Below are 24,869 nucleotides of genomic sequence, written 5' to 3'. Positions count from 1 at the left end.
TGTTGCTCCTCCATCGAACCCGGCGGAAGCACCCACACCCGGAACGGGCGGGTTGCTGCGACGTCGTGGAGCCAGGTCTCTCGGTCGCTCTGGATGGTTGTGACCGGCCACAGGGGCCGGTACCGAATCAGCATGTGGCACTGCCGCGATACTTCACAACGGTAAGGATCAGTGTGAGCGCAGAGCTTGGAACCGGGACGGCGCTGGTGCACACTGTCCGCGACGCGCCGACGAATCGGTGCGCCTCACCTGCGGGGATTCCGCCGGATACCGGCGTAGCGTCGGATGTCTCCGCGTCGATGAGGAGTGCGTCGTGACCGAGCCGCGTCGTTGCACCACCCTGACCACGCTGGCGGCCTGCGCCGCCGCGCTGCTGCTGGCCGCGCCCACCGCGGCGGCCGCGCCCGCGACGGTAACCAGGGATGCGCCCGCCGTACGGACCGCGGGCCCCGGCGACCTGCTCGGCGCGTACCGGACCGTCGTCGACACACTCGAAACGCTGGGCATCCAGCCGTTCCTCTACCCGACGGTCGCCGCGAACTGCGGCGGCGACGGCCTCGGCCTCGTGCCCGCCGTCGCGGGCGCGGTGCCCGGACCGTGGCCCGCCAACAGCGTGCAGGTCCCCGGCCTCGACCTCACCGCCGTGAAGTCGGGGCAGACGATGTTCACTTTCCTGCCCTACGGCCTGTCGCCGGACACCGCCGCCACCGCGACCTCCGGTATGCAGGTGGCCTGGCTCAACATCAGCACCGGCCGCGGCGGGATGGCCTCGATGGGCTCGATCGCCGACGTGGTGCGCGCCCTGGTCCCGCCCGAGGTCCCGGTCGAACTGCGCCCGATCGCCGAGACCGCCATCCGCGACTTCCTCTTCGCCGCCATCCCCGTCGGCGGCGTCCGCGCGGTCCCGGTCGACACCGGCCGCGGCACCGTCCTGGCCGCCGTCTTCGGCACCACCGACAATGCGGGCCGCTCCTGCTTCTTCTTCCCGACCATCGGCATCACCGAGGTCCCCTGAGCCGCGTCACCGGTCAGGAACGAAGAAGCGCCGATCGGTGGTGTGCGCCTACCGTTCTCGGCATGGACAGCAGCACTGCGACGATCGCAGTCATCGGAACGGGTCGGGTCGGTACGGCGGTGGGGACGGCGCTCGCCGCGGCGGGACGGCGGGTCGTCTACGGGTCGCGCACGCCGGGTGACGGGCGGGTCGGGGTCGCCGAGGCACTCGCCGAGAGCACGGTCGTGCTGGTCGCGATTCCGGCCGAGGCCGTCGACGGTCTCGCCCGCGAACACGCGGCCGCGCTCGACGGCAAGCTGGTGCTCGACGCCACCAACGGTTTCGGCGCCGGACCGGCCAACGCGGCAGCCACCTTCGCCGAGCACGCGCCGACGGCCAGATACGCGCGGGCGTTCAACAGCCTGGGCGCGGAGGCCTTCGCCGACCCGACGTTCGACGGTGCGCCCGCGGACCTGTTCTATTCGTGTGCGGCCGCGGACCGCGCGGCGGTCGAGGATCTGGTCGTCGCGGTCGGGCTGCGGCCGGTCTTCGTCGGCGAAGGCAATCACGAGGTCGTCGACGGCGTGATGCGGCTGTGGCTGACCCTGGCGATGGGGCAGGGGAGGGGCCGCGAGTTCGCGTTCCGGATCGTCGACCGCTGAGCTCAGGCCTGCTGTGCGCTGACGGTCTCCGGGGCGACGAGGGGGCGCTGCTTCCAGCGCAGAGTGCCGGTGCGGTGGCGGTAGTGCGAGCGGGTCCACAGCGCGAGGTAGTGCGCTACGCCCAGCGGGTGGGCGATCGCGGAGGTGAGGTCGGTGCGGGTGGGGGCACGGCGGGTCTCGGTGGCGCGGGCGGCGAGGCGGCCCGCCACGGCGGCGAGGTAGCCGAGCAGCCCGGCGCGGCGGACCCGGCCGCGGGCACACAGTGCCGCCAGTGGGGGAATCCAGTAGGCCAGGGCCGCCAGGGCGCCCACCGCGGCGCCCGTGTCGACCCGGCCGCCGTAGGCCGACCACAGCCAGCGGGTGTAGCCGTCGGTGAGTTCGGCCGCGCCGGTGTACATCCGGGTGCGCGCGCTGGGTCCCGCCGCGACCAGGGCGGTGCGATGCCCGGCCCGGCGCAGCGCCCTGGCCAGGTCGAGATCCTCGGTGGCGCTGGCGGCGACGGCCGCGTGCCCGCCACCGGCACGATAGGCCGCGGCGTCCACGGCGAGGAACTGCCCGCACGCGACCGCGGTCGACGGGCGCAGACTGTGATTGGCCGGACCGACCGGCAGCGTCGACGCCCACGCCCACGCCAGCAGCGGCTGGACCAGACGCTCGGTGGTCGAGGCCGACTCCTGCACCGGCCAGGCCGACACCAGACCGGCTCCGCGCCTGCGCAATTCGGTGACCGATGCGGCGACGGCGGACGGGGCGAGCCGGACGTCGGCGTCGACGAAGACCAGGGCCGCCGCGTCGGTGCGGGCGGCGAGCCGGGCGCAGGCGGCGGCCTTGCCGGTCCAGCCGGGCGCCGGGTGGGCGGCCGAGCGCAGCACGGTGAACCGGTCGTCACCGCCGACCGCGGCCAGGGCGGCCTCGTAGGTGCGGTCGGTGGAGGCGTCGTCGAGGATCAGCACGCGCAGCCGGGGGACGCCGGTCTGGGCGCGCAGGTCGCCGATGAGTTCGGGCAGGCGCTCGGCTTCGTCGCGGGCGGGCACACAGACCGTCACCGGTTCGATCACGCCGGCCACCCGGCGCGGCAGGCTGCGCAACGTGACCAGGTTGTAGGCGGCGGTGGTCGCGCCCAGCGCGGCGAGACCGGTGCCCGCCCAGGTCAGGTAGCGGCCCGCCGCGCCCATGTCAGCGGCCCAGCCTGCGGCCGGCGATGTCGCGCCAGATCTCCTGCGGTGAGAAACCACCGCGCGGCGCGTTCGGCGGGCCGGGGTTGCGGTCGCGGAAGGCCAGCCCGGCGATGAGCGCGGCGACGGCGAGGGTGATGCCGCCGACGATGCCCGCCCAGCCCGCGAACGAGCGGGTGTTCGGGTCGGCGTACTTCACCTCGGCGCGCAGGGTCGAGGTCTCGCCGGCGGGCAGCTTCCAGGACACGGTGTTGTCGCCCTCGCGGGTGCCGTTGGTCTTGGCGACGCGCGCCGGGAAGGCGATGGAGAACTGCACGTCCGAGCCCTGCGGCGGCACCGACTCCAGGTCGACGCGGCCCTTGAGGCTCACCAGATCGCCGGTGCGCTGGAACTCGAGGGTGAACATGCCCTGGGTCTGATCCGACAGGCCGCCGAGCTGGCCGACCTCGCCGAAGGTCAGATCGTCGAAGAACACCTGGGTGCCGACGAAGCCGTCCTGGTTGTAGTTCTCGATGCGCACCTTGGCGGCCAGCTGGTCCGGTGCCTTGAGCTGCGGGCCCTTGTCGGTGGGGCCGGTCGGCACCACCGCGGCGACGATGCGCCCCGACACCCGGTCGTTGGACGACACGCCCATCGACACCTGCACCCGCAGGCACCCGGCCAGCGCGGGCACCAGCAGCGCCAGCAGGACGGCGACCGCGGCGACGCGCCGCGCGGGCACGCGACGACGTGGCGACGGAGTGGGCATGTCGGCGACGAGACTCGGCTGCACGGGTGACATCGTGCCAGGCCCGGGCCCGAGAACCCACACGACGGGCCCACCGGGTCGCGCGCATCCGCGCCGAACAGGCATTTCCCGCCGGATTCGGGTACTCCGCCGACTCAGCGCGCGCGGTCGCGGGACAGGTCCCGCGCACGCAGCAGCAGCGGGACGCCGAGCGGCGCGAGCCCGGCGAGACCCCAGCAGGCGGAGGCGGGCAGGCCGAGGAACACCGCGTGGGCGAGGCCCGAGCCGAGCCAGGTCCAGACGAACACCGCCACCGGCACCGCCACCGACGGGTCGTGCGCGGGCGGCACCCGGCGGTCGAGCACGGTCAGCAGCACCGCCATCAGCGTGGCGACCAGCGCCCAGCCGAGGTAGTTGGTGTACGGGATCTGGGGGAGACCGGGCAGCCCGGCATCGGTGACCGCCCAGGTCCACTGACCGTCGGCCACCATCTGCGGATCGAGGAACAGATCCCAGCCGACCGCCCCGACCACGAAGAGCCCGGCTCGGCCCGCCGCGCCGCGCACGAGCACCCCCGCGACGATCCAGATCGGATAGAGCCCGCCGGTCCAGGCCAGCGGGACCACCAGCGGCACCTCGGCGAGCGCGGGTCCGATCCGGTCGACGGCATAGGCGTAGGCGCCGAACGGGAACCCGGTGGCTGTCCCGACGATCTCGGCGGTGAGCCCGAGCCCGGAGACGATGACGAAGAACCCGGCGGCCCAGCGCCCGCCCCGCGTCGTCGCCGCGTGCGCGAGCGCGGTCGCCGCCGACAGCGCGACGACGACGATCGTGATCCGGTCACGGATCACGCCCGCGCTCAACGGATACGCGATCTGGACCAGGACCAGCAGGATCGCCGTGGCGGTCGGCAGCGCCCGCGCGGGCTCGGCCCGCAACCATCGACCGAACACCGCCGCGCCCTGTCCGAGCCGGTCGACGAGCTGGTGGCCCCGGGTGCCGATCATCGGTGTCGCTTGTCGGTCACGAGGGACGACGGTGCCGCGCCGCGCGCCGCGAGTCCGGCCCTCATCGCCCGCGCGACAGCGAGAACCGGCGGATCCGGCGATCGCCGAGCACGAGCCGCGCCGCGCTGCGCCCACTGGCACCGGAGACGCCGCCGCCGGGATGGGTCGACGCGCCCGTCAGATACAGCCCGGGCGCCCCCGGCACCCGCTGCCCCGACAACTCCGGCAGCGGCCGCCACAGCATCATCTGATCCAGCGACATCTCCACGTGCATGACATTGCCGCCGCGCAAACCCATCTCGCGCTCCAGATCGACGGGTGTCTGCACGAACCGCTGCCGCACCGACGACGCGAAGCCGGGCGCGTACCGCTCGACCTCCGCGACGATCCGGTCGGCCTCGTGTTCGGCGTGGTCGGCCCAGTCGCTGCCGTCGGCGAGCGCGTACGGATGCCACTGCGCCCACAGCGACAGCTGGTGCTCGCCGGGCGGCGCGATGGTGGGGTCGAGCGCGCTGAAGCTCATCGCCAGCACCACCGGTCGTGGCGGCAGGTCACCACCGGCCGCGGCACCGTGCGCGCGCCGCAGCTGATTCCGGTCCGAGACGAGGAACTGCAGGCCGCGGGCGGATTCGGCGGTCGTGGCGCCGGGATAGTCGGGGAGCCGGTCGGTGGCCAGGCGCACCACCATGCCGATGCCGGGGCCCACCCGGATGCGGCGCTGCCAGTCGTCCAGGGTGTCCGCGTCGAAGTCGCCCGCGCGCAGCAGCTCCAGGGTCGCCAGGATGTGCGAACCCGCGATCACGGTGTCGGCGCGCAGATTCCGGCCCGCGGCGGTGGTGACCCGCCAGCCGTCGCCCGTGCGGCGCAGGGCGGTGACGGCGTCGCCGGTGTGCAGCTCGCCGCCGTCGGCGCGCAGCCGGGCGATCAGGGCCGTGCTGAGCGCCCCACTTCCCCCCACGGCCCGGCCGGGCGGCAACGTGTGCATGAGCGCGGCGAAACCGGCCATCGGCGCCGAGCCGGGTTCCGACATCGGCGGGCCCGACTGCGCGCCGAACCAGGCCAGTGACGCCTTGAGGCGTTCGTCGTCGAACCAGTAGTCCAGCAGCGCGTCCCCGGTCTGCAGGAACTCCCGGGACAGGGCGCTGCCGCCCGCGCGCGCGTCCAGCCCCCAGAACGAGCGCACGAGCCTGCCCGGCGTCGGCGGACCGCCGAACGCGCGCATCACCCGCGCGCTGCGCTCGCCCCACACCCCGACGAAGCGGCGGTAGGCGTCGGCGTCGCGCGCGCCGCAGGCCGCGGCGATCGAGGCGCAGGTCTGGTCGAGATCGCGATGGAAGACGATCGGCGGGCGCACGCCGTCCGACGGCGTGAAACCCCAGGGATCGCAGTCGATGTAGCGCAGCCCGAACCGGTCGAGTTCGAGCTCCTCGATGATCCCGGTGTGCCGGATCATGATGTGCGCCGAGGACCCGCGATCCACCAGGTGGCCGGGGAACCGCTCGACCGTCGAGACCGCGCCGCCGGGCACCTCGTCGCGTTCGAGCACCTGCACCCGCTGTCCGGCCCTGGCCAGGTAGCAGGCCGCGACCAGCGCGTTGTGCCCGGAACCGACGACGACCGTCGTGCCTGCCGTCCTCACGCGCCGGACGCGGGCAGCGGCAGCCGCCGTCCCAGGATGGCGAACGGCCTGGTGTCGCCCGCGAACACGAAATTGCGGATCACGTCGGTGAATCCGGCCCGCCGGTACAGCCGCCAGGCCCGGTTGTCCTCCTCGGGCACCTCGGGCGTCGACAACAGCACCGCGGCCTCGGTGCGGTCGGCCAGCAGCCGCTCGAGCAGCGTCGAGCCGATCCCGCGGCCCTGCGCGGCCGGATGCACGTGCAACTCGGTGAGTTCGAAGTAGTCGGCGAGCAGTTCGCGGGCCGCGGCCTCGGGCCAGCCGCAGCGGCGCATCCCGGTGTGCACCTGCTGATGCCACCACTGCCGCGGCGCGCCGCTGTAGCCGTAGGCGATCGCGAGGATCGGGGCGGTGCGCAGGTCGACGGCGCCGGAGTCGTCCGGCAGCACGGCGGCCACGGCACGCCAGCCCGCCCGGGTGGTGTGCTCGGTCCACATCGGGGCGCGGTGATGCTCGGTGCCGCGTGGATAGTCCATGGCGGCGACATACACCGACAGGGCGTCGTGCAGGCGCGCGCGCAGGGCGGCGACGCTGAGGTCGACGACGACGGGTGCGGGGGTGTGATTCGGCTTGACGGCTGTCATGGCTCTCGTCGATGGCGCGCTGGCGCGGAAGTTGTCGGTGGGTGTCCCTATATTCAATCTCAATTCAAACGTTCGAATGCTTGTTCGATCTGTGCGAGGGGCGAAAGGGGCAGCAGATGGCTGGTCGCAACGATGGTCGGGAGCACGCGGGGCACGACGGTCGCGCGGGCGGGCTGCTACGTCAGGCCGACGCCCTGCTCACCGATTCGGCCTGGGAACACGACCCGGGTGAGCGGTTCCGCACCGCCTACCTGGCGGCCCTGCGCGGCGCGGGCGCGATGATCGCGCTCACCGGCGCCGATCGGGCGCCCCGGGCGCGCTCGCGCAGCGCCTGGGTGCTGCTGCGGCGCGCGAGTCCCGAGTTCGCGATGTGGGCGGACTACTTCGAGGCGCACTCGCAATTGCGGGCCGATCTGGAGGCCGGGCTGGACCGCGCGGTCACCGACACCCGCGCCGACGAGTTCTGCTCACGGGTGGGCGCATTCCTCTACGACATCGACGATGCGCTGGTCGCCGCCGCCAAGACACGCCCGCAGCCGAGTCGCGACCGGGACATGACCGCTTAGTTATCACCGAGTAGGTGGTACGGCTTCGATCGAACTCGTATCATGGGGAGCAGATAGCCGCCAAGGTCGGCTACCCGTCGCCTACCCGGAGGCGACCAGCCACGCCTAGTGCCGGGGGAGGTACCGTGCCACTCTCCGAGCACGAGCAGCGCATGCTCGAACAAATCGAGAGCGCTCTCTATGCTGAGGATCCGAAGTTCGCCTCGTCCGTCCGCGGCGGACGTCTTCGCTCCACGTCGAGTCGACGCAGACTGCAGGCGGCGGCATTGTTCGCCATCGGCCTGTTCCTGCTCGTCGCCGGCATCGCCGCCCCGTTCAAGCCGGGCGGCTTCCCGATCATCAGCCTCGTCGGATTCATCGCCATGTTCGGTGCCGGCGTGCTGCTCATGATCGGCAACTCGCGCAGGTCCGCTCGGCCGGACTCGACCGAGACCCCCGGCGCGGGCTCCGGCCCCACGGGCGGCTCGACCGGACGCGGCGGTCGTCCGCGCAAGTCCGGCGGCTTCTCCGAGCGGATGGAAGATCGCTTCCGTCGAAGGTTCGAGCAGGAGTAACTCGGCTGTAGCCGAGACATCACGGCATCGAAGGCGGCGCCGCACCCGATCGGGTGTGGCGCCGCCTTCGCCTGTTTCACGGTGGTGGGGCCGCCGGATCGATGGTCAGGGCGGTTCCCCCACTTTCCCCACCGTTCCCCACCGCGCCCCCACAGCCCGCGCCGCCGCTGGTGGCACCTGCGATGTTTGCTGAACGTTGTCGGAACCACGGGTTGCCGACCCGCGCGGGTTGCCCGAACACGCGATAACACCGAATCTCGGTGATAGCTGGCATGACCTGCGGAATTGTGTTGGCGGGGAGCGAGATCACCCGGGGTTTCGATTGAAAGTGGGGGAAAGTGGGGTAATGTGGGTCGCGCACTACAGGAGAGGCCGTACGGCGAGGTGATCCAGTAGGGAGGTGGCCGAGATGTTCCTCGGTACCTACACCCCCCGCCTGGACGACAAAGGGCGACTGACGTTGCCTGCGAAGTTTCGAGACGAACTGGCGGGAGGGTTGATGGTCACCAAAGGTCAAGACCACAGCCTGGCCGTGTACCCGAGGGACGAGTTCACCGCGCTCGCGCGGCGGGCCGCCGCGGCGTCTCGAAGCAACCCGCAGGCAAGGGCTTTCGTCCGAGCGCTGGCGGCGGGCACCGACGAGCAACGTCCGGATGCACAGGGCCGGATCACGCTGTCGCCGGACCATCGACGCTATGCCGATCTCACGCGAGATTGCGTGGTGATCGGTTCGGTCGACTTCCTCGAGATATGGGACAAGCAGGCGTGGGAGTCCTACCTCGCCGAGCACGAGGAGGACTACGCGCAAGCCAGAGACGAGTCGCTGGGCGGGATCTTCTAGCTCGGAGCACGCGAGTGCTGCGAGGCCTCTGCCCGGGCGCGGACCCTGACGTACTTCCCCGACGCCAGGTGCCGCGCCTCGGTCAGAGACCTCGACGCATTCGCCGGTTCCATCGCAAGGGCGGTGGAACGGCTTCATTCAGACCGCAATCTCATTCGAAAAGCACTGTGTGGCAAGGCGACCCGTCTGCGACGCGAGGCAGTATCCCGGGAGGTCGAGGTGAACCATGACACCGAGAACCCCCGTCATGTGCCGGTCCTGCTCGAACGCGCCGACGAACTGCTCGGCCCCGCGCTGAGCGAACCGGGCGCCGTCTACATCGACGCGACGCTCGGCCTCGGCGGCCATGCCGAACACTTCCTGCGCACCTATCCGAACGCGCACCTGGTCGGGCTCGACCGCGACACCACCGCGCTGAAACTGGCGGGCGAGCGGCTCGCGCCCTACGCCGACCGGATCACGTTGGTGCACACCCGCTACGACGGCATCGCCGACGCGCTGAGCCAGGCGGGCCTGCCCGAGATCGCCGCGGTGTCAGCGATTCTGATGGACCTCGGGGTGTCGTCCATGCAGCTCGACGAGGCCGATCGTGGCTTCGCCTACTCCGTCGACGCGCCGCTGGACATGCGGATGGACCCGACCACCGGCCCGACCGCCGCCGACGTGCTCAACACCTACAGTCACGGCGACCTGGCCCGGGTGCTGAAAACCTATGGCGACGAACGGTTCGCGGGCAAGATCGCCTCCGAGGTGCTGCGCAGGCGGGCGGTCAAGCCGTTCACCACCAGCGCCGAGCTGGTCGAGCTGCTCTACGACACCATCCCGGCCGCGGCGCGGCGCACCGGCGGTCATCCGGCCAAGCGCACGTTCCAGGCTCTGCGGGTGGAGGTCAACGGCGAGCTCGATTCGCTGCGCGCGGCGCTGCCCGCGGCGCTCGACTCGCTGCGCGTGGGCGGGCGGATCTGCGTCATGTCGTACCAGTCGCTGGAGGACCGGCTGGTCAAGCAGGAGTTCGCGCCACGGATCGTGTCCAGATCGCCGATGGACCTGCCGGTCGAATTGCCCGGCATGGGACCGGAATTCCGGATGCTGACCCGAGGTGCGGAGAAGGCGACCGAGTCCGAGATCGAGGTCAACCCGCGATCCGCGCCGGTGCGGATGCGCGCGGCCGAACGGATCGCGGAGAGGTCAGGGAGGACACAGGAGGGGACACGATGAGCGTGCGGACGAGCACCGTCGCCGTGCCGGGGCGTACGGCCCGTCGCGTCGAGGCGGCAGAACGGGTGAAATCCGGTGCCGCGCAGCGGGCCTACGCGCGCAAGCGCACCAGGGAGCAGCTGCTCGACGGGATCGAGCTGCCCGAGCGGGCCTCGACGATGGCCGGGCGGATCCCGTTCGTCACCGCCATCATCGGATTGCTCGGCTGCGGCCTGGCGCTGACCCTCCTGCTGACTACGCGCGCCGCCGAGGACAGCTACCAGCTCGGCGACGCCAGGACGGTCAACCGCAAGCTCGCCGACGAGCGGGCCGCGCTCCAGCGTGAGGTCGCCGCCGCCGACTCCGCGCCCGAATTGGCCGCGCGCGCCAGGGAACTGGGCATGATCCCGGCCAAGGACCCGGCCCGGCTGGTGCTCGGCCCCGGCGGTGAGGTGACCGTCATCGGGACGCCGACGCCCGCGCAGGGTGCGCCGGTGCCGCCGCTGAACGGTCCGCCGACCACCACGCCGAACCCCGCGCCGGGCCATGCTCAGGCGCAGGGTGAGCGGGTGGTTCCGGTGCAGCCGGGCGCCTCGACCACTGGTCCGGCCACGCCGAGCGGTACCCCGGCGAACGTGCTCGCCGCGCCCGCGGCTCAGGGCGCGGCGCCCGCCGCGCCGCAGGCCCCGGCCGTCGCGCCGCAGCCCGCCGTCGCTCCGGCGCCTGCTCCGCTGGCCCCGGCCGACGCCGTCCCGCCCGCCGACGCACCCGCACCCGCCGACGGTCCGGCGCCCGCACCCGCCGAAGGTCAGGCACCCGCACCCGCCGAGGGCACGGCGCCCGCACCGATCGCCCCGGTCACCGTGCCTGACCGGGTCGACGTCGCCGCCCCCAACGACCAGGGCGAACCGGTCGCACCGGCCGACTCGCCGCCGCCCGCCCCGGGCGTCGCGGCCGGCCTACCCGGCCGGGTCGCGGGGCCGCCGAGCGAGTCACCGCGGATCGTCGCTCCGGAGGGCGGTCGATGAGGCAGAGCGGGCCCGCGTCGCGACAGCGACGCGGGCCGGTCTCGTCGAGGGCCCGCCGATCGGGGTCGCTCTCGCCGGACCGGCCGATCCGGTTGCGCCTCGGCGTCGGCCGGGTCACCCTGCTGGCGACGCTGGCGGTGGTGGCACTGCAACTGCTCTACATCCAGAGTCTGGCCGCGCCCGCGCTCTCCGCGCAGGCCGCGTCCCAGCGCACCACCAAGGAGACCGAGGCCGCCGTGCGCGGCCCGATCACCGACCGGCACGGCAACCAGCTCGCCTTCACCATCACCGCGAAAGCGCTGACCTTCCAGCCGGTCCGGGTGCGCCAGCAGCTGGCCGACGCCAAGAAGACCAAGCCGAGCGCGCCCGACCCCGAGCAGCGCCTGAAGGACATCGCGAAGTTCGTCCACGAGAAGCTCGGCGCCGGGGCGCCCAAGGAAGAAGAGCTGCTGGACAAGCTGCGCAGCGACAAGACCTTCACCTACCTGGCCCGCAATGTCGATCCGCGGGTGGCCTCGGAGATCCAGGCCAAGTTCCCTGAGGTCGGCGCCGAACGTCAGGACCTGCGCGAATACCCCGGCGGCGCCCTGGCGGCCAATGTGGTGGGCGCGACCGGCTGGGACGGGCACGGCCAGATCGGCCTGGAGTCCGCGCTGGACTCGGTGCTCGCCGGCACCGACGGTTCGCGCACCTACGATCGCGGGTCCGACGGCGCGGTGATCCCCGGCAGCTATCGCGACCAGCAGCCCGCGGTGAACGGCTACGGCGTCGAGCTGACCCTCGACGAGGACATGCAGTACTACGTCCAGCAGCAGGTGCAGCAGGCCAAGCAGCTCTCCGGCGCGTCCTCGGCCTCGGCGGTGGTGCTCGACGCCAAGACCGGCCAGGTGCTGGCGATGGCCAACGACAACACCTTCAATCCCGCACTGGGACCACAGCATTGGGCCTCGGCCGACATGAGCAACCCCTCGGTCGCCGAACCGTTCGAGCCCGGCTCGGTGAACAAGATCGTCACCGCGGCCGCCGCCATCGAGTACGGGCTCACCACGCCCGACGAGGTGCTGCAGGTGCCCGGCTCGATCCGGATGGCGGGGGTCACCGTCAACGACGCGTGGCAGCACGGCACCGCGCCGTACACGACCACCGGCATCTTCGGGAAGTCCTCCAACGTGGGCACTCTCATGCTCGCGCAGCGGGTGGGTGAGGATCGCTTCGCCGACATGGTCGACCGCTTCGGGCTCGGCAAGCGCACCGGGATCGGCCTGCCCGGCGAGAGCCCCGGCCAGGTGCCCGCGCGCGATCAGTGGTCCGGCGGCACCTTCGCGAATCTGCCCATCGGCCAGGGCCTGTCGATGACGACCCTGCAGATGACCGGCATGTACCAGGCCATCGCCAACGACGGCCTGCGCATCCCGCCGCGCATCGTCAAGGCCAGGATCGCCCCCGACGGCACCCGCACCGAGGAACTGCAGCCCGACGGCGTGCGGGTGGTGAGCCCGCAGACCGCGAACACGCTGCGCACCGTCTTCCAGGCGACCGTGCAGAAGGACCCGATGGGCTACCAGATGGGCACCGGCGCCCCGGCCGCCATCGAGGGCTATCAGGTGGCGGGCAAGACCGGCACCGCGCAGAAGGTCGACCCGGGCTGCCGGTGCTATTCGTCCTCGTCGTTCTACATCACCTTCGCCGGGATGGCGCCCGCCGACAACCCCCGCTATGTGATCGGCATGATGCTCGACGCGCCGATCCGCAGCTCCGACGGCAGCGGTGGCGGGTCGGCCGCGCCGCTGTTCCACAGCATCGCCTCCTGGGCGTTGCAGCGTGACCGCGTGCCGCCGTCGCCGGAGCCCAAACGGCTGGTGCTGGAGGCCGGGCTCTAACTCCTCCGCCTAGGCACAACCCGCGTTGTCCATCCGACACCGCGCGTCGGTAACCTGACTGCTCGTCTCGCCCACGCGCTCGATCACTCTCAGAGAGGAGCCTTGTGCCCGCGCAGTCCAGCCCGCACGCGCTCCGGCCCACCACGCCGCCGTCGACGTCGCTGCGGGCCCTGCTGGACCTCACCGGCGCCACGGTGGCGACCCCGGTGACCACCGAACCGACCGTCACCGGCATCGAGCAGCGTTCCAACGCGGTGCGCCCCGGTGACCTGTTCGCCGCGCTGCCCGGCGCGAACGCGCACGGCGCGCGCTTCGCCGCCGACGCCATCGACCGCGGTGCGGTGGCCGTGTACACCGACGCCGCAGGCGCCGCCCTGATCGGCGAGGTCGCCGTGCCGGTCCTGGTGCGCGAGCGGCCGCGCGCCGTGCTCGGTGAGCTCTCGGCCGAGATCTACGGCCACCCGAGCGACCGCCTGCGCATCATCGGCATCACCGGCACCTCCGGCAAGACCACCACCTCGTACCTGGTGGAGGCCGGGCTCGCCGCGGCGGGCCTGTCGACCGGGCTGATCGGCACCATCGAGACCCGCATCGGCGGCAGGCGGGTGCCCAGCGCGCTCACCACCCCCGAGGCGCCGCAGCTGCACGCGATGTTCGCCGCGATGGTCGAGCAGGGCGTGCAGGCGGTCGTGATGGAGGTCTCCAGCCACGCCCTGGCCCTGGGCCGGGTCGACGGCGTGCGCTTCGCCGTCGGCGCCTTCACCAACCTGTCCCAGGACCACCTCGACTTCCACGCCGACTTCGAGGACTACTTCGCCGCCAAACGCAAGCTCTTCGACGCGGATTCGCCGGTCGCCGCGCGCACCGCGGTGATCTGCGTCGACGACGAGTGGGGCACCCGGCTCGCCGGCGATCTCACCGCGCCGGTCACCGTGTCGACCACCGGCCCGGCCACCTGGCAGGTCACCGGTGACGTCGACGCCACCGGCGGCGAGCAGGAGTTCACCGCGGCGGGCCCGGACGGTGAACTGACCGTGCGGCTGCGGCTGCCCGGCCGCTACAACGTCGCCAACGCCCTGCTGGCCGTCGCGACCTGCGCCGCCGCCGGGGTCGATCCGGCCGTCGCCGCGCCCGCGCTGGCCACCGTCGACGTCCCCGGCCGCATGCAGCGGGTCGAGCGCGGCCAGGACTTCCTCGCCGTCGTCGACTACGCGCACAAGCCCGCCGCGGTCGAATCGGTGGTGGCCACCCTGCGCGGTCACCTCACCGAGGCCGGGCACGGCAGGCTGGCCGTCGTCGTCGGCGCCGGTGGCGACCGCGACGCGGCCAAGCGCCCGCTGATGGGCGCGGCCGCCGCGCGCGGCGCCGACCTGCTGATCGTCACCGACGACAATCCCCGCACCGAGGACCCGGCGGCCATCAGGGCCGCCGTGGTGGCCGGTGCGCACGAACTCCCGGCCACCGACCGCGGCGAGATCCGCGAGATCGGTGACCGCGCGGCGGCCATCGCCGCCGCCCTCGCCTGGGCGCGGTCCGGCGACGTGGTGCTCATCGCGGGCAAGGGCCACGAGGCGGGTCAGGAGATCCAGGGCGTCAAGCATCCCTTCGACGACCGCGAGGTGGTCGCGGCGGCGCTGGAAACCCTGCAGACACGACACAGTCCGCAGACGGACTCGGAGGACTTGACGGTTTCATGATCGAGATGACACTGCGGGAGATCGCGGACGTCGTCGGCGGCGAGCTGCACGACGTACCCGACCCTCAGGCACTGGTGACCGGTTCGGTCGAATTCGATTCGCGCCGAATCGGTTCCGGCGATCTGTTCCTCGCGCTGCCGGGCGCCACCTCCGACGGACACGACTACGCCGCCGCCGCGGTGGCCGCGGGCGCGGTCGCCGTGCTGGCGGCCCGGCCGGTCGGCGTGCCCGCGATCGTCGTGGCGCCGGACCGCGGTTCGGTCCCGGCGACCTCGGTCGCGCTGAGCGCCGACGCCGACGGCTCCGGCGCCGCCGTCCTCGCGGCGCTGGCCGAGCTGGCGCGCGCCAGCACCGAGCGGCTGGCCGCGCGCACCGGGCTGACCGTCGTCGGCGTCACCGGGTCCTCCGGCAAGACCTCGACCAAGGACCTGCTGGCCGCCGTGCTGGCGCCGCTGGGTCCGGTCGTCGCCCCGCCCGGGTCGTTCAACAACGAGCTCGGGCACCCCTGGACCGCGCTGCGCGCCGGCCTGGACACCAAATTCCTCGCGCTCGAGCTGTCCGCCCGCGGACCCGGTCACATCGCCGCGCTGGCGCGCATCGCCCCGCCGCGCATCGGCGTCGTGCTCAATGTCGGCACCGCGCACCTCGGTGAGTTCGGCAGCCGCGAGGCCATCGCCCAGACCAAGGGTGAGCTGGTCGAGGCGCTGCCCGCCGAAGGACTGGCCGTGCTCAACGCCGACGACCCGAACGTCGCCGCCATGGCCTCGCGGACGAAGGCGCGCGTGGTGAAGGTCGGTCTGGCCGGTGACGCCGACATCCGCGCCACCGACGTGGTCACCGACGAGCAGGCCCGCGCCCGGTTCACCCTGCACGCGCGCGGCGAGTCCGTGCCGGTGCGGCTGGCCGTGCACGGCGAGCACCAGGTCGGCAACGCGCTGGCCGCGGCCGCCGTCGCGCTGGAGTGCGGTGCCGACCTGGCCACCGTCGCGCAGGCGCTGTCGGGCGCCACCGCGGCCTCGGCGCGCCGGATGGACGTGCGCACCACGGCCGAGGGCGTCACTGTCATCAACGACTCCTACAACGCCAACCCGGACTCGGTGAAGGCCGCGCTCAAGGCGCTGGTCACGCTGGCCAAGGCGGGTGAGGAGCCGCGCCGCAGCTGGGCCGTGCTCGGCGAGATGGGCGAGCTCGGCGACACCTCGGTGATCGAGCACGACGCGATCGGCCGCCTCGCGGTCCGCCTCGACGTCGACCGTTTGATCGTGGTGGGCACCGGACGGCCATCCCGGGGAATGCACCAGGGCGCGGTGATGGAAGGCTCATGGGGCGAGGAGTCGATCCTCGTGCCCGATATCGAGGCGGCGATCGCGCTGCTCGACGACGAGATCGCCGCGGGCGATGTGGTACTGGTCAAGGCGTCGAAGGCGGTGGGCCTGTGGGCCGTCGCCGAGCACCTGACCAGGGCAGGGGAAGGTAGCACGGAGGCGGCTCGATGAGGCAGATTCTTTTCGCGGCGGGGATCGCACTGGCGGTGTCGATCCTGTTGACGCCGTTGCTGATCCGGGTCTTCGCCAGACAGGGCTTCGGCCAGGAGATCCGGGTCGACGGCCCGGCCAGCCACCAGGCCAAGCGCGGCACCCCCACCATGGGTGGCGTCGCCATCCTGATCGGCATGTGGGCCGGTTACCTCGGCTCGCACCTGATCGGCATCGGCTACGACGCCGAGGGCCCGACGGCCTCGGGTCTGCTGGTGCTCGGGCTGACCACCGCGCTCGGCGTGGTCGGCTTCCTCGACGACTTCATCAAGCTGCGCAAGCAGCGCAACCTGGGCCTGTCGGCCGCGGGCAAGTACATCGGCCAGATCGGCGCCGCGGTCCTGTTCGCGGTGCTGGTGCTGCAGTTCCGTGGCCAGAACGGGCTCACCCCGGGCAGCAAGCACATCTCCTATGTGCGCGACATCTCGACGGTGTCGATGGGCGCGATCGTGTTCGTCGTCTTCGTCTGCCTGCTGGTGGTGGCCTGGTCCAACGCGGTCAACCTGACCGACGGCCTGGACGGTCTGGCCGCCGGTTCGATGAGCCTGGTGCTCGGCGCGTACGTGATCATCACCTTCTGGCAGTACCGCAACGCGTGCTCCACCAGCCCCGAGGCCGGCTGCTACGACGTGCGCGACCCGCTGGACCTGGCGCTGGTGTGCGCCGCCGCGGCCGCCGCGTGCATCGGCTTCCTGTGGTGGAACGCCGCGCCCGCCAAGATCTTCATGGGCGACACCGGTTCGCTGGCGCTGGGCGGCATGCTGGCCGGTCTGTCGGTCACCACCCGCACGGAGCTGCTGATGGTCGTCATCGGCGCGCTGTTCGTCGCCGAGGCGGCGTCGGTAGTGTTGCAGGTGGCGGTGTATCGCACCACCCGCAACCGCTTGTTCAAGATGGCGCCGTTCCATCACCACTTCGAATTGAGCAAGTGGGCGGAAACCACGGTGATCATCAGGTTCTGGATCCTGGCCGGCATCGCCGCCGCCGTGGGTCTCGGACTGTTCTACAGCGAATACCTTTCGCAGGTCGGGTGAGGACGAACATGGTCGAACACTCTCCCCGCGCCCTCCGTTCCCCGGGCCCCATGCTCGAATTCCTGCGTGGCCGTGACGTTCTCGTCGCGGGCTGGGGCGTCTCCGGGCGCTCACTGATCGAACCGCTGCGCGATATCGGCGCGCATCCGGTGGTCACCGACAGCGGCGCCAAGGCGCTGGCCGAGGCCGCCGAACTGGGTCTCGAGGTCGCCACCAGCGTCGAGCTGGAGAACGCCGATCTGAGCCGGTTCGCGCTGGTCATCACCAGCCCGGGCTGGCGGCCGGACTCGCCGGTGCTGGTCTCCGCTGTCACCGAGGGCATCCCGGTCTGGGGTGACGTCGAGTTCGCCTGGTGGGTCGACCAGGCCAGGATCTATGGTCCGGTCCGCAAGTGGCTGGTGATCACCGGCACCAACGGCAAGACCACCACCACCAATATGACGCACTCGATCCTGCGTGCCGCCGGCATCGCCAGCGTGGCCTGCGGCAATATCGGCCTGCCGATCCTGGACGCGCTGCGACGCAATCCCGGCCCGCAGGTGCTCGCGGTCGAGCTGTCCTCGTTCCAGCTGCACTGGGCGCCGTCGGTGCGCCCGGAGGCCGGGGTCGTGCTCAATGTCGCCGAGGACCACCTGGATTGGCACGGCGGCCTGGACGCCTACGCCGCCGCCAAGGCGCGCGCGCTGACCGGGCGGGTCGGCGTCGTCGGCCTCGACGATCCGGTGGCGGGCTCGCTGGCGCGCAAGGCCAAGGCCCGGCGTACCGTCGGCTTCCGGATCGGGGTGCCCGCCGACGGCGAACTCGGCGTGGTCGACGGCAAGCTGCTCGACCGCGCGTTCACCAAGGCCGCGATCCTCGCCGAGACCTCCGACATCAGCCCGCAGGGCCCGGCCGGCATCGCGGATGCCCTCGCCGCCTCCGCGCTGACCAGGGCGATCGATGTGGCGCCGCAGTTCGTGAAGGAGGGCCTGGCCGAGCACAAGGTGGGCCCGCACCGCACCGCGTTCGTCCGCGAACTGGGCGGGGTCGACTTCATCGACGACTCCAAGGCCACCAACCCGCACGCCGCGCGCGCCGCGATCCTGGCGCACCCGCACGTGGTCTGGGTGGCGGGCGGCCTGCTCAAGGGCGCGAGCGTCGACGACCTGATCGAGGAGGTGGGCGACCGGCTGGTCGGCGCGGTCCTGTTCGGTGCCGACGCGCCGGTGATCGCCGCCGCATTGGCGCGACACGCACCCGAGGTCCCGGTCATCGAGCTGGATGCGCGAGACGATGCAGGCATGGAGTCGTCGAGATCCCAGCGTGCCGAAGCGGTCATGGGCCGCGCGGTCCGCGCCGCGGCGGGTCTGGCCCGCGCCGGAGACACCGTGTTGCTCGCCCCCGCGGCCGCCTCCCTGGACATGTACGACGACTACACCCACCGCGGACGCTGCTTCGTGGACGCGGTGACGGCACTGGAAGACGGTGACATCGGGCGGGCCCTATGACAGAGACGCGGCGGACCGGCTGGGCGGGGGAGCGCTTCGGCGCTTGGCTGGCCCGTCCGCTCGCGTCCTTTCACCTGATCGTCACCATCGCGACCCTGCTGACCGTGCTCGGCCTGGTCATGGTGCTCTCGGCGTCGAGTGTCGAGGCGTACGCCGGTGGCGGGTCGGCGTACGCGCTGTTCATCCAGCAGGCCATGTTCGCCGCGCTCGGCGCCGTCGCCTTCTACATCGCGCTGCGGCTGCCGCTGCGGCTGCTGCGGCAGTGGTCGTTCCCGATCTTCAGCATCTCGGTGCTGGCGCTGGTGCTGGTACTCATCCCCGGCATCGGCGCCATCCACGGTGGCGCGCGGCGCTGGTTCGACATCGGCCCGCTGTCGATCCAGCCGTCCGAGGTCGTCAAGGTGACGCTGGTGGTGTGGGGCGCGCATCTGCTGGCTTCGCGGCGCGGCGCCCAGCTCAAGGACATCCTGGTGCCGCTGGTGCCCGCCGGTCTGCTGGTGTGCCTGCTGGTGGTGCTGGAACCGAACCTGTCGACCACCATCGCGCTCGGCATCGTGCTGATGGCGCTGCTGTGGTTCGGCGGGCTGCCGGTACGGCTGTTCGTCGGGATCATGGTCACCGGGGTGGTCGCGGCGTCGGTGCTGGCGCTGTCGGCCGGGTATCGCTCCGATCGGGTGCGCGCGTTCTTCAACCCCGGTGACGACCCGCAGGGCGTGAACTATCAGGCGCGCCAGGCCAAGTACTCCCTCGCCGACGGCGGCATCTGGGGCCGCGGCCTCGGCCAGAGCCGCGCGAAGTGGAGCTACCTGCCCAACTCGCACAACGACTTCATCTTCGCCATCATCGGCGAGGAACTCGGATTCCTCGGCTGCATGCTGGTGCTGGCGCTGTTCGCGCTGTTCGTCTACGCGGGCATCCGGATCGCGCTGCGCTCGGTCGACCCGTTCCTGCGGCTGCTCACCGCGACCGCCACCACCTGGATCACCGCGCAGGCGCTGATCAACATCGGCTACGTCGTGGGGCTGCTGCCGGTGACCGGTCTGCAGCTGCCGCTGGTCTCGGCCGGTGGATCCTCGCTGGCCATCACGCTGTTCATGTTCGGCATCATCGCCAGCGCCGCCCGGCACGAACCGGAGGCGGTCTCGGCGCTGCAGGCCGGGCAGGACGGCCGGGTGAGCCGGATGCTGCGGCTGCCGGTGCCCGAGGTGTACACGCCCTTCAAGGCCGACGCACCGCGCAGGCCCGCCCCGAAAGCCAAGGCCGAGCGGCCGCGTCCGGCCGCGCGCCGCGAGAGCCCGGCCCCGCGCCGTCGACGCGCCCCCCAGAGCCGCGGCACCAGTTCGCTACGGTCGACCCGAGCATGGGAACCGACCTATCCGATGCCACACGCGAAAGAACGAGGTAGATCCAAGTGAGTCACCCGCGTCCCGGGTTGTCGGTGATCGTCGCAGGCGGAGGCACCGCAGGCCATATCGAACCCGCGCTCGCCGTCGCCGACGCCCTGCGCGCGCTCGACGCTTCGATCCGGGTGACCGCGCTGGGCACCGAACGCGGTCTGGAGACCAAGCTGGTTCCCGAACGCGGATACCCGCTCGAGCTGATCCCGCCGGTGCCGTTGCCGCGCAAGCCCTCCGCCGACCTGCTGCGCCTGCCCGGCCGGGTGCGCGCCTCGGTGAAGGCGACCAGGGCCGTCATCGACGAGGTGCAGGCCGACGTGATCATCGGCTTCGGCGGCTACGTCGCCCTGCCCGCCTATCTCGCCGCGCGCGGTGGCCTGTTCGGCCGCAAGCGCGCCGTGCCGGTGGTGGTGCACGAGGCCAACGCCAAGGCGGGCATCGCGAACAAGGTCGGCGCCAAACTCGCCGCGAAGGTGCTTGCCGCGGTGCCCGATTCGGGCCTGGCCGACGCCCAGGTCGTCGGCATCCCGGTGCGCGCCTCCATCACCGGTCTGGACCGCGCGGCCCTGCGCGCCGAGGCCCGCGCCCACTTCGGCCTGCCCGCCGAGGGCCCGGTGCTGCTGGTGTTCGGCGGATCGCAGGGCGCGCGCAGCCTCAACGAGGCCGTCTCCGGCGCCGCGCCGCAGCTGGCGGCCGCGGGGATCGCGGTGCTGCACGCGCACGGCCCGAAGAACAGCGTCGAGGTGAGCACCGCCGACGCGGACGCGCCGTATGTCGCCGTGCCGTACCTGTCCCGGATGGATCTGGCTTACGCCGCCGCCGACGCGGTGGTCTGCCGCTCCGGCGCGATGACCGTGGCCGAGGTGTCGGCGGTCGGGCTGCCCGCCTTCTACGTGCCGCTGCCGCACGGCAACGGCGAGCAGGAGTTCAACGCCAGGCCCGTGGTCGCGCAGGGAGGTGGCAGAATTGTCGCCGACGCCGACCTGACCCCGAAATACGTGATCGATGAGGTGATTCCGCTGCTGCTCGACCCCGCTCGACTCGCCGAGATGAGCCGCGCCGCCGCAGGCGCGGGCCATCGCGACGCTGCCGACACGGTGGCCCGGATCGTCACCGAGGTCGCCCGATGAGCGGCGAGGAACTCGCTACGGCGCTGCCGCCCGAACTCGAACGGGTGCACATGGTCGGCATCGGCGGCGCCGGCATGTCCGGCATCGCCCGGATCCTGCTCGCCCGCGGCGGCGCGGTGTCCGGCTCGGACGCGCGCGAGAGCCGCGGCGTGCTGTCGCTGCGGGCACGCGGCGCGCAGGTCCGCATCGGCCACGACGCCGACGCGCTCGACCTGCTGCCCGGCGGCCCGACGGTCGTCGTCACCACCTACGCCGCGATCCCGAAGACCAATCCGGAACTGGTCGAGGCGAATCGGCGCCACATCCCGGTGCTACTGCGCCCGACCGTGCTCGCCGCGCTGATGCGCGGGCACAAGACCCTGCTGGTCTCGGGCACGCACGGCAAGACCTCGACCACCTCGATGCTGATCGTGTCGCTGCAGCACTGCGGCGCCGATCCGTCGTTCGCGGTCGGCGGCGAGCTCAACGAGGCGGGCACCAACGCCCACCACGGCAGCGGTGACATCTTCGTCGCCGAGGCCGACGAGTCCGACGGCTCACTGCTGCAATACGACCCGGACGTCGCCGTGGTCACCAACATCGAATCCGATCACCTGGACTTCTTCGGCACCGACGAGGCCTACATCCAGGTCTTCGACGACTTCGCCGACCGGCTCGCGCCGGGCGGTCTGCTGGTGGTGTGCCTGGACGATCCGGGCTCGCTGGCGCTGGCGCATCGGGTCGCCCCGCGACTGCGTGAGCGCGGTGTGGAGGTCCTCGGCTACGGCTCCGGCGACCTGTCGGCGGCCCCGGTGCCCGTGGGCGCGCGCCTGATCGATTGGCAGCCGCGCGATGTCGGCGGCATCGTCGAGTTCGAGCTGGCGGGGGAGAGCACCCCGCGCACGGTGCGGCTGTCGGTGCCGGGCAGGCACATGGCGCTCAACGCGCTGGCCGCGCTGCTGGCCGCCAGGGCCACGGGCGCCGATATCGACGAGATCGTGCAGGGCCTGGAGGGTTTCGGTGGCGTGCACCGCCGGTTCCAGTTCACCGGCCGGGAGAACGGCGTGCGCGTCTTCGACGACTACGCCCACCATCCCACCGAGGTACGCGCCGTGCTCGAGGCCGCCGCCCAGCTGGTCGCCCAGGAGGCACGCGACGGCGCGCGGACCACGCGCGGCCGGGTGATCGTGGTGTTCCAGCCGCATCTGTACAGCCGCACCGCCACCTTCGCCACCGAGTTCGGCGCCGCGCTGAGCCTGGCCGACGAGGTGGTCGTGCTCGACGTCTACGGCGCGCGCGAGGAGCCGCTGCCCGGCGTCAACGGTGCGCTGGTGGCCCAGGCCGTGACGAGCCCGGTGCACTACCAGCCGGACATGTCGAAGGTGGGCAAGCAGGTCGCCGCGCTCGCGCAGCCCGGCGACGTCGTGATCACCATGGGCGCCGGCGATGTCACCATGCTCGGCAGCCAGATCCTCGACGGCTTGCGCGCCCGGCCGCAACAGGGCGGCCGGTGAGATTGCCGATGCCCGCCGCGCGCGGGTGGCGCGGCTACCGCCTCTGGACGGTGGTCGGTCTCCTCGTGGTGACGGTGCTCGTTGTTCTCGCCTGGTTCACCCCGGTGTTGTCCGTGCGTACCGTGCGCGTCGACGGCTTGGTCGCGGTCTCCGAGGAGGAGGTCCGCGCACGGCTCGAAATCCCGGACGGCCGTTCGATGTTGCGCATCGACACCACCTCGATCGCCCAGCGCGTGGCCGCGATCCCGAAGGTGCGTTCGGTCCGGGTCCAGCGCACGTTCCCCTCCACCGTGCTGGTGAGCGTGGTGGAACGAACACCGGTGCTGTACATCGAATCACCGGACGGCGCGCACCTGATCGACGCCGAGAGCGTCGAATTCGCGATCGAGCCCGCATCGCCGATCGGGGTGCCGAAGCTGCTCACCGAGGGGTCCTTCACCGGGCCCGCGGCGGCAAGGGCCGCGGTGGATGTGCTGGTCACACTGCCACCCGCGCTGTCGGTGCAGGTGGGCGAGGTTGTCGCGCGGTCGATTTCGGACGTCTCGTTGAACCTACGTGACGGTAGGAAGGTAGTGTGGGGCGGCACGGGCGACGGCGAGCGCAAAGCTGCCGTCGTGTTGCCGCTGCTGACCCGTGAGGGGACCGTGTTCGACGTGTCGAGTCCGAATCTGGTCACGGTAAAGTGAGCGACACTCTTTGTGGCACAAGATTCTGGCTCTCGTCTCGGCGCGCCTGCGCCGGGATCGCAGTGGCTGCGAATAGCGTTCCGCAGCAGTCGGATACTTGACATAACGCCAACCCTATGGTTGAGGTTGAGGGTTTAAGATCGAAGGAAGGCGAGAGCCCATGACGCCCCCGCACAACTACCTTGCGGTGATCAAGGTCGTCGGTATCGGCGGCGGCGGCGTGAACGCCGTCAACCGAATGATCGAACAGGGACTCAAGGGAGTCGAGTTCATCGCGGTCAATACCGACGCCCAAGCCCTGCTGATGAGCGATGCCGACGTCAAACTCGATGTCGGCCGCGAGCTGACCCGCGGCCTCGGTGCCGGTGCCGATCCGGAAGTCGGCCGCAAGGCCGCCGAAGACCACAAGGACGAGATCGAAGAGGTGCTCAAGGGCGCCGACATGGTCTTCGTCACCGCGGGCGAGGGCGGTGGCACCGGTACCGGTGGCGCGCCCGTCGTCGCCAGCATCGCCCGGAAGCTGGGCGCGCTGACCATCGGTGTCGTCACCCGGCCGTTCTCGTTCGAGGGCAAGCGCCGTGGCAACCAGGCCGAGGTCGGCATCAACCTGCTGCGCGAGTCCTGCGACACGCTCATCGTCATCCCGAACGACCGGCTGCTGCAGCTGGGCGACGCGGCGGTGAGCCTGATGGACGCGTTCCGCTCGGCCGACGAGGTGCTGCTCAACGGTGTCCAGGGCATCACCGACCTGATCACCACCCCGGGTCTGATCAACGTCGACTTCGCCGACGTCAAGTCCGTCATGTCCGGCGCCGGTTCGGCGCTCATGGGCATCGGCTCGGCGCGCGGTGAGGGCCGGTCGGTGAAGGCTGCGGAGACGGCGATCAACTCGCCGCTGCTCGAGGCGTCGATGGACGGCGCGCACGGCGTGCTGCTCTCGATCGCCGGCGGCTCCGACCTCGGTCTGTTCGAGATCAACGAGGCGGCCTCGCTGGTGCAGGAGGCGGCCCACATCGAGGCCAACATCATCTTCGGTACGGTCATCGACGATTCGCTGGGCGACGAGGTGCGCGTCACCGTCATCGCGGCCGGTTTCGACGGTGGCGGCCCGTCCCGGCGGGCCGCGCCCGAATCGCACACCCGGGTCGGGTCCGGCCCGATCGGTGCCGGTCGGGCGGGCGAGGTCGGCCAGGCGCGCACGAGCGAGGCGCCGGTCCGGGCGACCGAGCCCGCCACCAGCGGGGTGTCGAGCGGGCGCACCAGCGCGCCGAGCTACCGCGACACCGAGCGCTACCGGGAATCGGAGCGGCAGAGGGTCACCGAGCAGGCCATGAACCGCGTCAACAACCCCGACCAGGGCGACGACGGTGACGATGACGACGACATCGAAGTGCCGATCTTCATGCGCCGATAGGCAGAGACAAACGAGAAGCGGGGGGGGGGGACGCCGTGCGGGGGGGGGTGGTGTTTTAGGGGGGGGGGCCGCGGGGGGCGCCGCGGGGAAAAGTGGTGGTGGG

The 24,869-nt window shown here is 71.9% G+C and carries 22 protein-coding genes and 1 riboswitch; of the genes, 17 read left to right on the top strand and 5 right to left on the bottom strand.

Annotated elements, in window-relative coordinates:
- Positions 1-7: 7 nt before the first annotated feature.
- Positions 8-100, bottom strand: a riboswitch (SAM riboswitch).
- A 213-nt stretch (positions 101-313) separates the two neighbouring features.
- On the top strand, positions 314-1,015 hold the full coding sequence (locus AB0H54_RS27735; RefSeq protein WP_357349212.1) for a hypothetical protein: 702 nt from the start codon (positions 314-316) through the stop codon (positions 1,013-1,015).
- Positions 973-1,656 (top strand): NAD(P)-binding domain-containing protein, encoded by a 684-nt coding sequence (locus AB0H54_RS27730; RefSeq protein WP_357349463.1) that lies wholly within the window; start codon positions 973-975, stop codon positions 1,654-1,656. The genes AB0H54_RS27735 and AB0H54_RS27730 overlap by 43 nt, the downstream gene beginning before the upstream one ends.
- A gap of 2 nt (positions 1,657-1,658) precedes the next feature.
- On the opposite strand, the gene AB0H54_RS27725 is transcribed toward AB0H54_RS27730, so the two are convergent.
- From AB0H54_RS27725 to AB0H54_RS27705, 5 genes are all read right to left on the bottom strand, one after another.
- A complete protein-coding gene (locus AB0H54_RS27725) occupies positions 1,659-2,831 on the bottom strand; it encodes a glycosyltransferase (protein ID WP_357349210.1) in 1,173 nt (390 codons plus the stop codon).
- A gap of 1 nt (position 2,832) precedes the next feature.
- On the bottom strand, positions 2,833-3,579 hold the full coding sequence (locus AB0H54_RS27720) for a DUF3153 domain-containing protein (protein ID WP_355280191.1): 747 nt from the start codon (positions 3,577-3,579) through the stop codon (positions 2,833-2,835).
- 134 nt (positions 3,580-3,713) lie between these two features.
- Positions 3,714-4,565, bottom strand: a complete 852-nt coding sequence (locus AB0H54_RS27715; protein ID WP_357349208.1) for a carotenoid biosynthesis protein — start codon at positions 4,563-4,565, stop codon at positions 3,714-3,716.
- 61 nt (positions 4,566-4,626) lie between these two features.
- Entirely contained in the window at positions 4,627-6,204 is a 1,578-nt protein-coding gene (locus AB0H54_RS27710) for an NAD(P)/FAD-dependent oxidoreductase (protein WP_357349206.1), read from the bottom strand.
- A complete protein-coding gene (locus tag AB0H54_RS27705) occupies positions 6,201-6,827 on the bottom strand; it encodes an N-acetyltransferase (RefSeq protein WP_355280165.1) in 627 nt (208 codons plus the stop codon). The genes AB0H54_RS27710 and AB0H54_RS27705 overlap by 4 nt, the downstream gene beginning before the upstream one ends.
- 116 nt (positions 6,828-6,943) lie before the next feature.
- Between AB0H54_RS27705 and AB0H54_RS27700 the strand changes: the two genes are divergently transcribed.
- From AB0H54_RS27700 to ftsZ, 15 genes are all read left to right on the top strand, one after another.
- The gene (locus AB0H54_RS27700) at positions 6,944-7,393 is read left to right on the top strand and encodes an SAV_6107 family HEPN domain-containing protein (protein ID WP_355280167.1); all 450 of its coding nucleotides are present in this window, start codon (positions 6,944-6,946) and stop codon (positions 7,391-7,393) included.
- 125 nt (positions 7,394-7,518) lie between these two features.
- Entirely contained in the window at positions 7,519-7,947 is a 429-nt protein-coding gene (locus AB0H54_RS27695; protein WP_355280169.1) for a DUF3040 domain-containing protein, read from the top strand.
- Positions 7,948-8,356: 409 nt separating this feature from the next.
- Positions 8,357-8,788 (top strand): division/cell wall cluster transcriptional repressor MraZ, encoded by a 432-nt coding sequence (gene mraZ, locus AB0H54_RS27690; RefSeq protein WP_357349461.1) that lies wholly within the window; start codon positions 8,357-8,359, stop codon positions 8,786-8,788.
- Positions 8,789-9,007: 219 nt separating this feature from the next.
- Positions 9,008-10,006, top strand: coding sequence for a 16S rRNA (cytosine(1402)-N(4))-methyltransferase RsmH (gene rsmH, locus AB0H54_RS27685; RefSeq protein ID WP_357349203.1), 999 nt, complete (start codon positions 9,008-9,010; stop codon positions 10,004-10,006).
- Positions 10,003-11,013: a hypothetical protein gene (locus tag AB0H54_RS27680; protein ID WP_357349202.1), complete on the top strand. Its 1,011-nt coding sequence runs from the start codon at positions 10,003-10,005 to the stop codon at positions 11,011-11,013. Before rsmH ends, AB0H54_RS27680 begins: the two co-directional genes overlap by 4 nt.
- Positions 11,010-12,893 (top strand): penicillin-binding protein 2, encoded by a 1,884-nt coding sequence (locus AB0H54_RS27675; protein ID WP_357349200.1) that lies wholly within the window; start codon positions 11,010-11,012, stop codon positions 12,891-12,893. Before AB0H54_RS27680 ends, AB0H54_RS27675 begins: the two co-directional genes overlap by 4 nt.
- Before the next feature lie 104 nt (positions 12,894-12,997).
- Positions 12,998-14,590, top strand: coding sequence for a UDP-N-acetylmuramoyl-L-alanyl-D-glutamate--2,6-diaminopimelate ligase (locus AB0H54_RS27670; RefSeq protein ID WP_357349198.1), 1,593 nt, complete (start codon positions 12,998-13,000; stop codon positions 14,588-14,590).
- Positions 14,587-16,086, top strand: coding sequence for a UDP-N-acetylmuramoyl-tripeptide--D-alanyl-D-alanine ligase (gene murF / locus AB0H54_RS27665; protein WP_357349196.1), 1,500 nt, complete (start codon positions 14,587-14,589; stop codon positions 16,084-16,086). Before AB0H54_RS27670 ends, murF begins: the two co-directional genes overlap by 4 nt.
- Positions 16,083-17,159, top strand: coding sequence for a phospho-N-acetylmuramoyl-pentapeptide-transferase (gene mraY / locus AB0H54_RS27660; RefSeq protein WP_218716002.1), 1,077 nt, complete (start codon positions 16,083-16,085; stop codon positions 17,157-17,159). The genes murF and mraY overlap by 4 nt, the downstream gene beginning before the upstream one ends.
- Before the next feature lie 50 nt (positions 17,160-17,209).
- Positions 17,210-18,646, top strand: a complete 1,437-nt coding sequence (gene murD / locus AB0H54_RS27655) for a UDP-N-acetylmuramoyl-L-alanine--D-glutamate ligase (protein ID WP_355284878.1) — start codon at positions 17,210-17,212, stop codon at positions 18,644-18,646.
- Complete coding sequence (gene ftsW, locus AB0H54_RS27650; RefSeq protein WP_355284867.1) at positions 18,643-20,061, top strand: putative lipid II flippase FtsW; 1,419 nt, start codon at positions 18,643-18,645, stop codon at positions 20,059-20,061. Before murD ends, ftsW begins: the two co-directional genes overlap by 4 nt.
- Positions 20,058-21,173: an undecaprenyldiphospho-muramoylpentapeptide beta-N-acetylglucosaminyltransferase gene (murG, locus tag AB0H54_RS27645; RefSeq protein WP_357349194.1), complete on the top strand. Its 1,116-nt coding sequence runs from the start codon at positions 20,058-20,060 to the stop codon at positions 21,171-21,173. Before ftsW ends, murG begins: the two co-directional genes overlap by 4 nt.
- Positions 21,170-22,666: a UDP-N-acetylmuramate--L-alanine ligase gene (murC, locus tag AB0H54_RS27640; RefSeq protein ID WP_355284861.1), complete on the top strand. Its 1,497-nt coding sequence runs from the start codon at positions 21,170-21,172 to the stop codon at positions 22,664-22,666. The genes murG and murC overlap by 4 nt, the downstream gene beginning before the upstream one ends.
- 8 nt (positions 22,667-22,674) lie before the next feature.
- The gene (locus tag AB0H54_RS27635) at positions 22,675-23,352 is read left to right on the top strand and encodes an FtsQ-type POTRA domain-containing protein (RefSeq protein ID WP_357349192.1); all 678 of its coding nucleotides are present in this window, start codon (positions 22,675-22,677) and stop codon (positions 23,350-23,352) included.
- Between the two features lie 160 nt (positions 23,353-23,512).
- Positions 23,513-24,766 carry a cell division protein FtsZ gene (gene ftsZ / locus AB0H54_RS27630; RefSeq protein WP_357349190.1) on the top strand — a complete coding sequence of 418 codons (1,254 nt, stop codon included), beginning with the start codon at positions 23,513-23,515 and terminating at the stop codon, positions 24,764-24,766.
- The last annotated feature ends 103 nt before the right edge of the window (positions 24,767-24,869 follow it).

Source organism: Nocardia sp. NPDC050718 (assembly GCF_040654235.1).
GTDB lineage: Bacteria > Actinomycetota > Actinomycetes > Mycobacteriales > Mycobacteriaceae > Nocardia.
The sequence above is the reverse complement of the archived record's forward strand: the minus strand, read 5'-3'. Positions and strand labels throughout refer to the sequence as shown.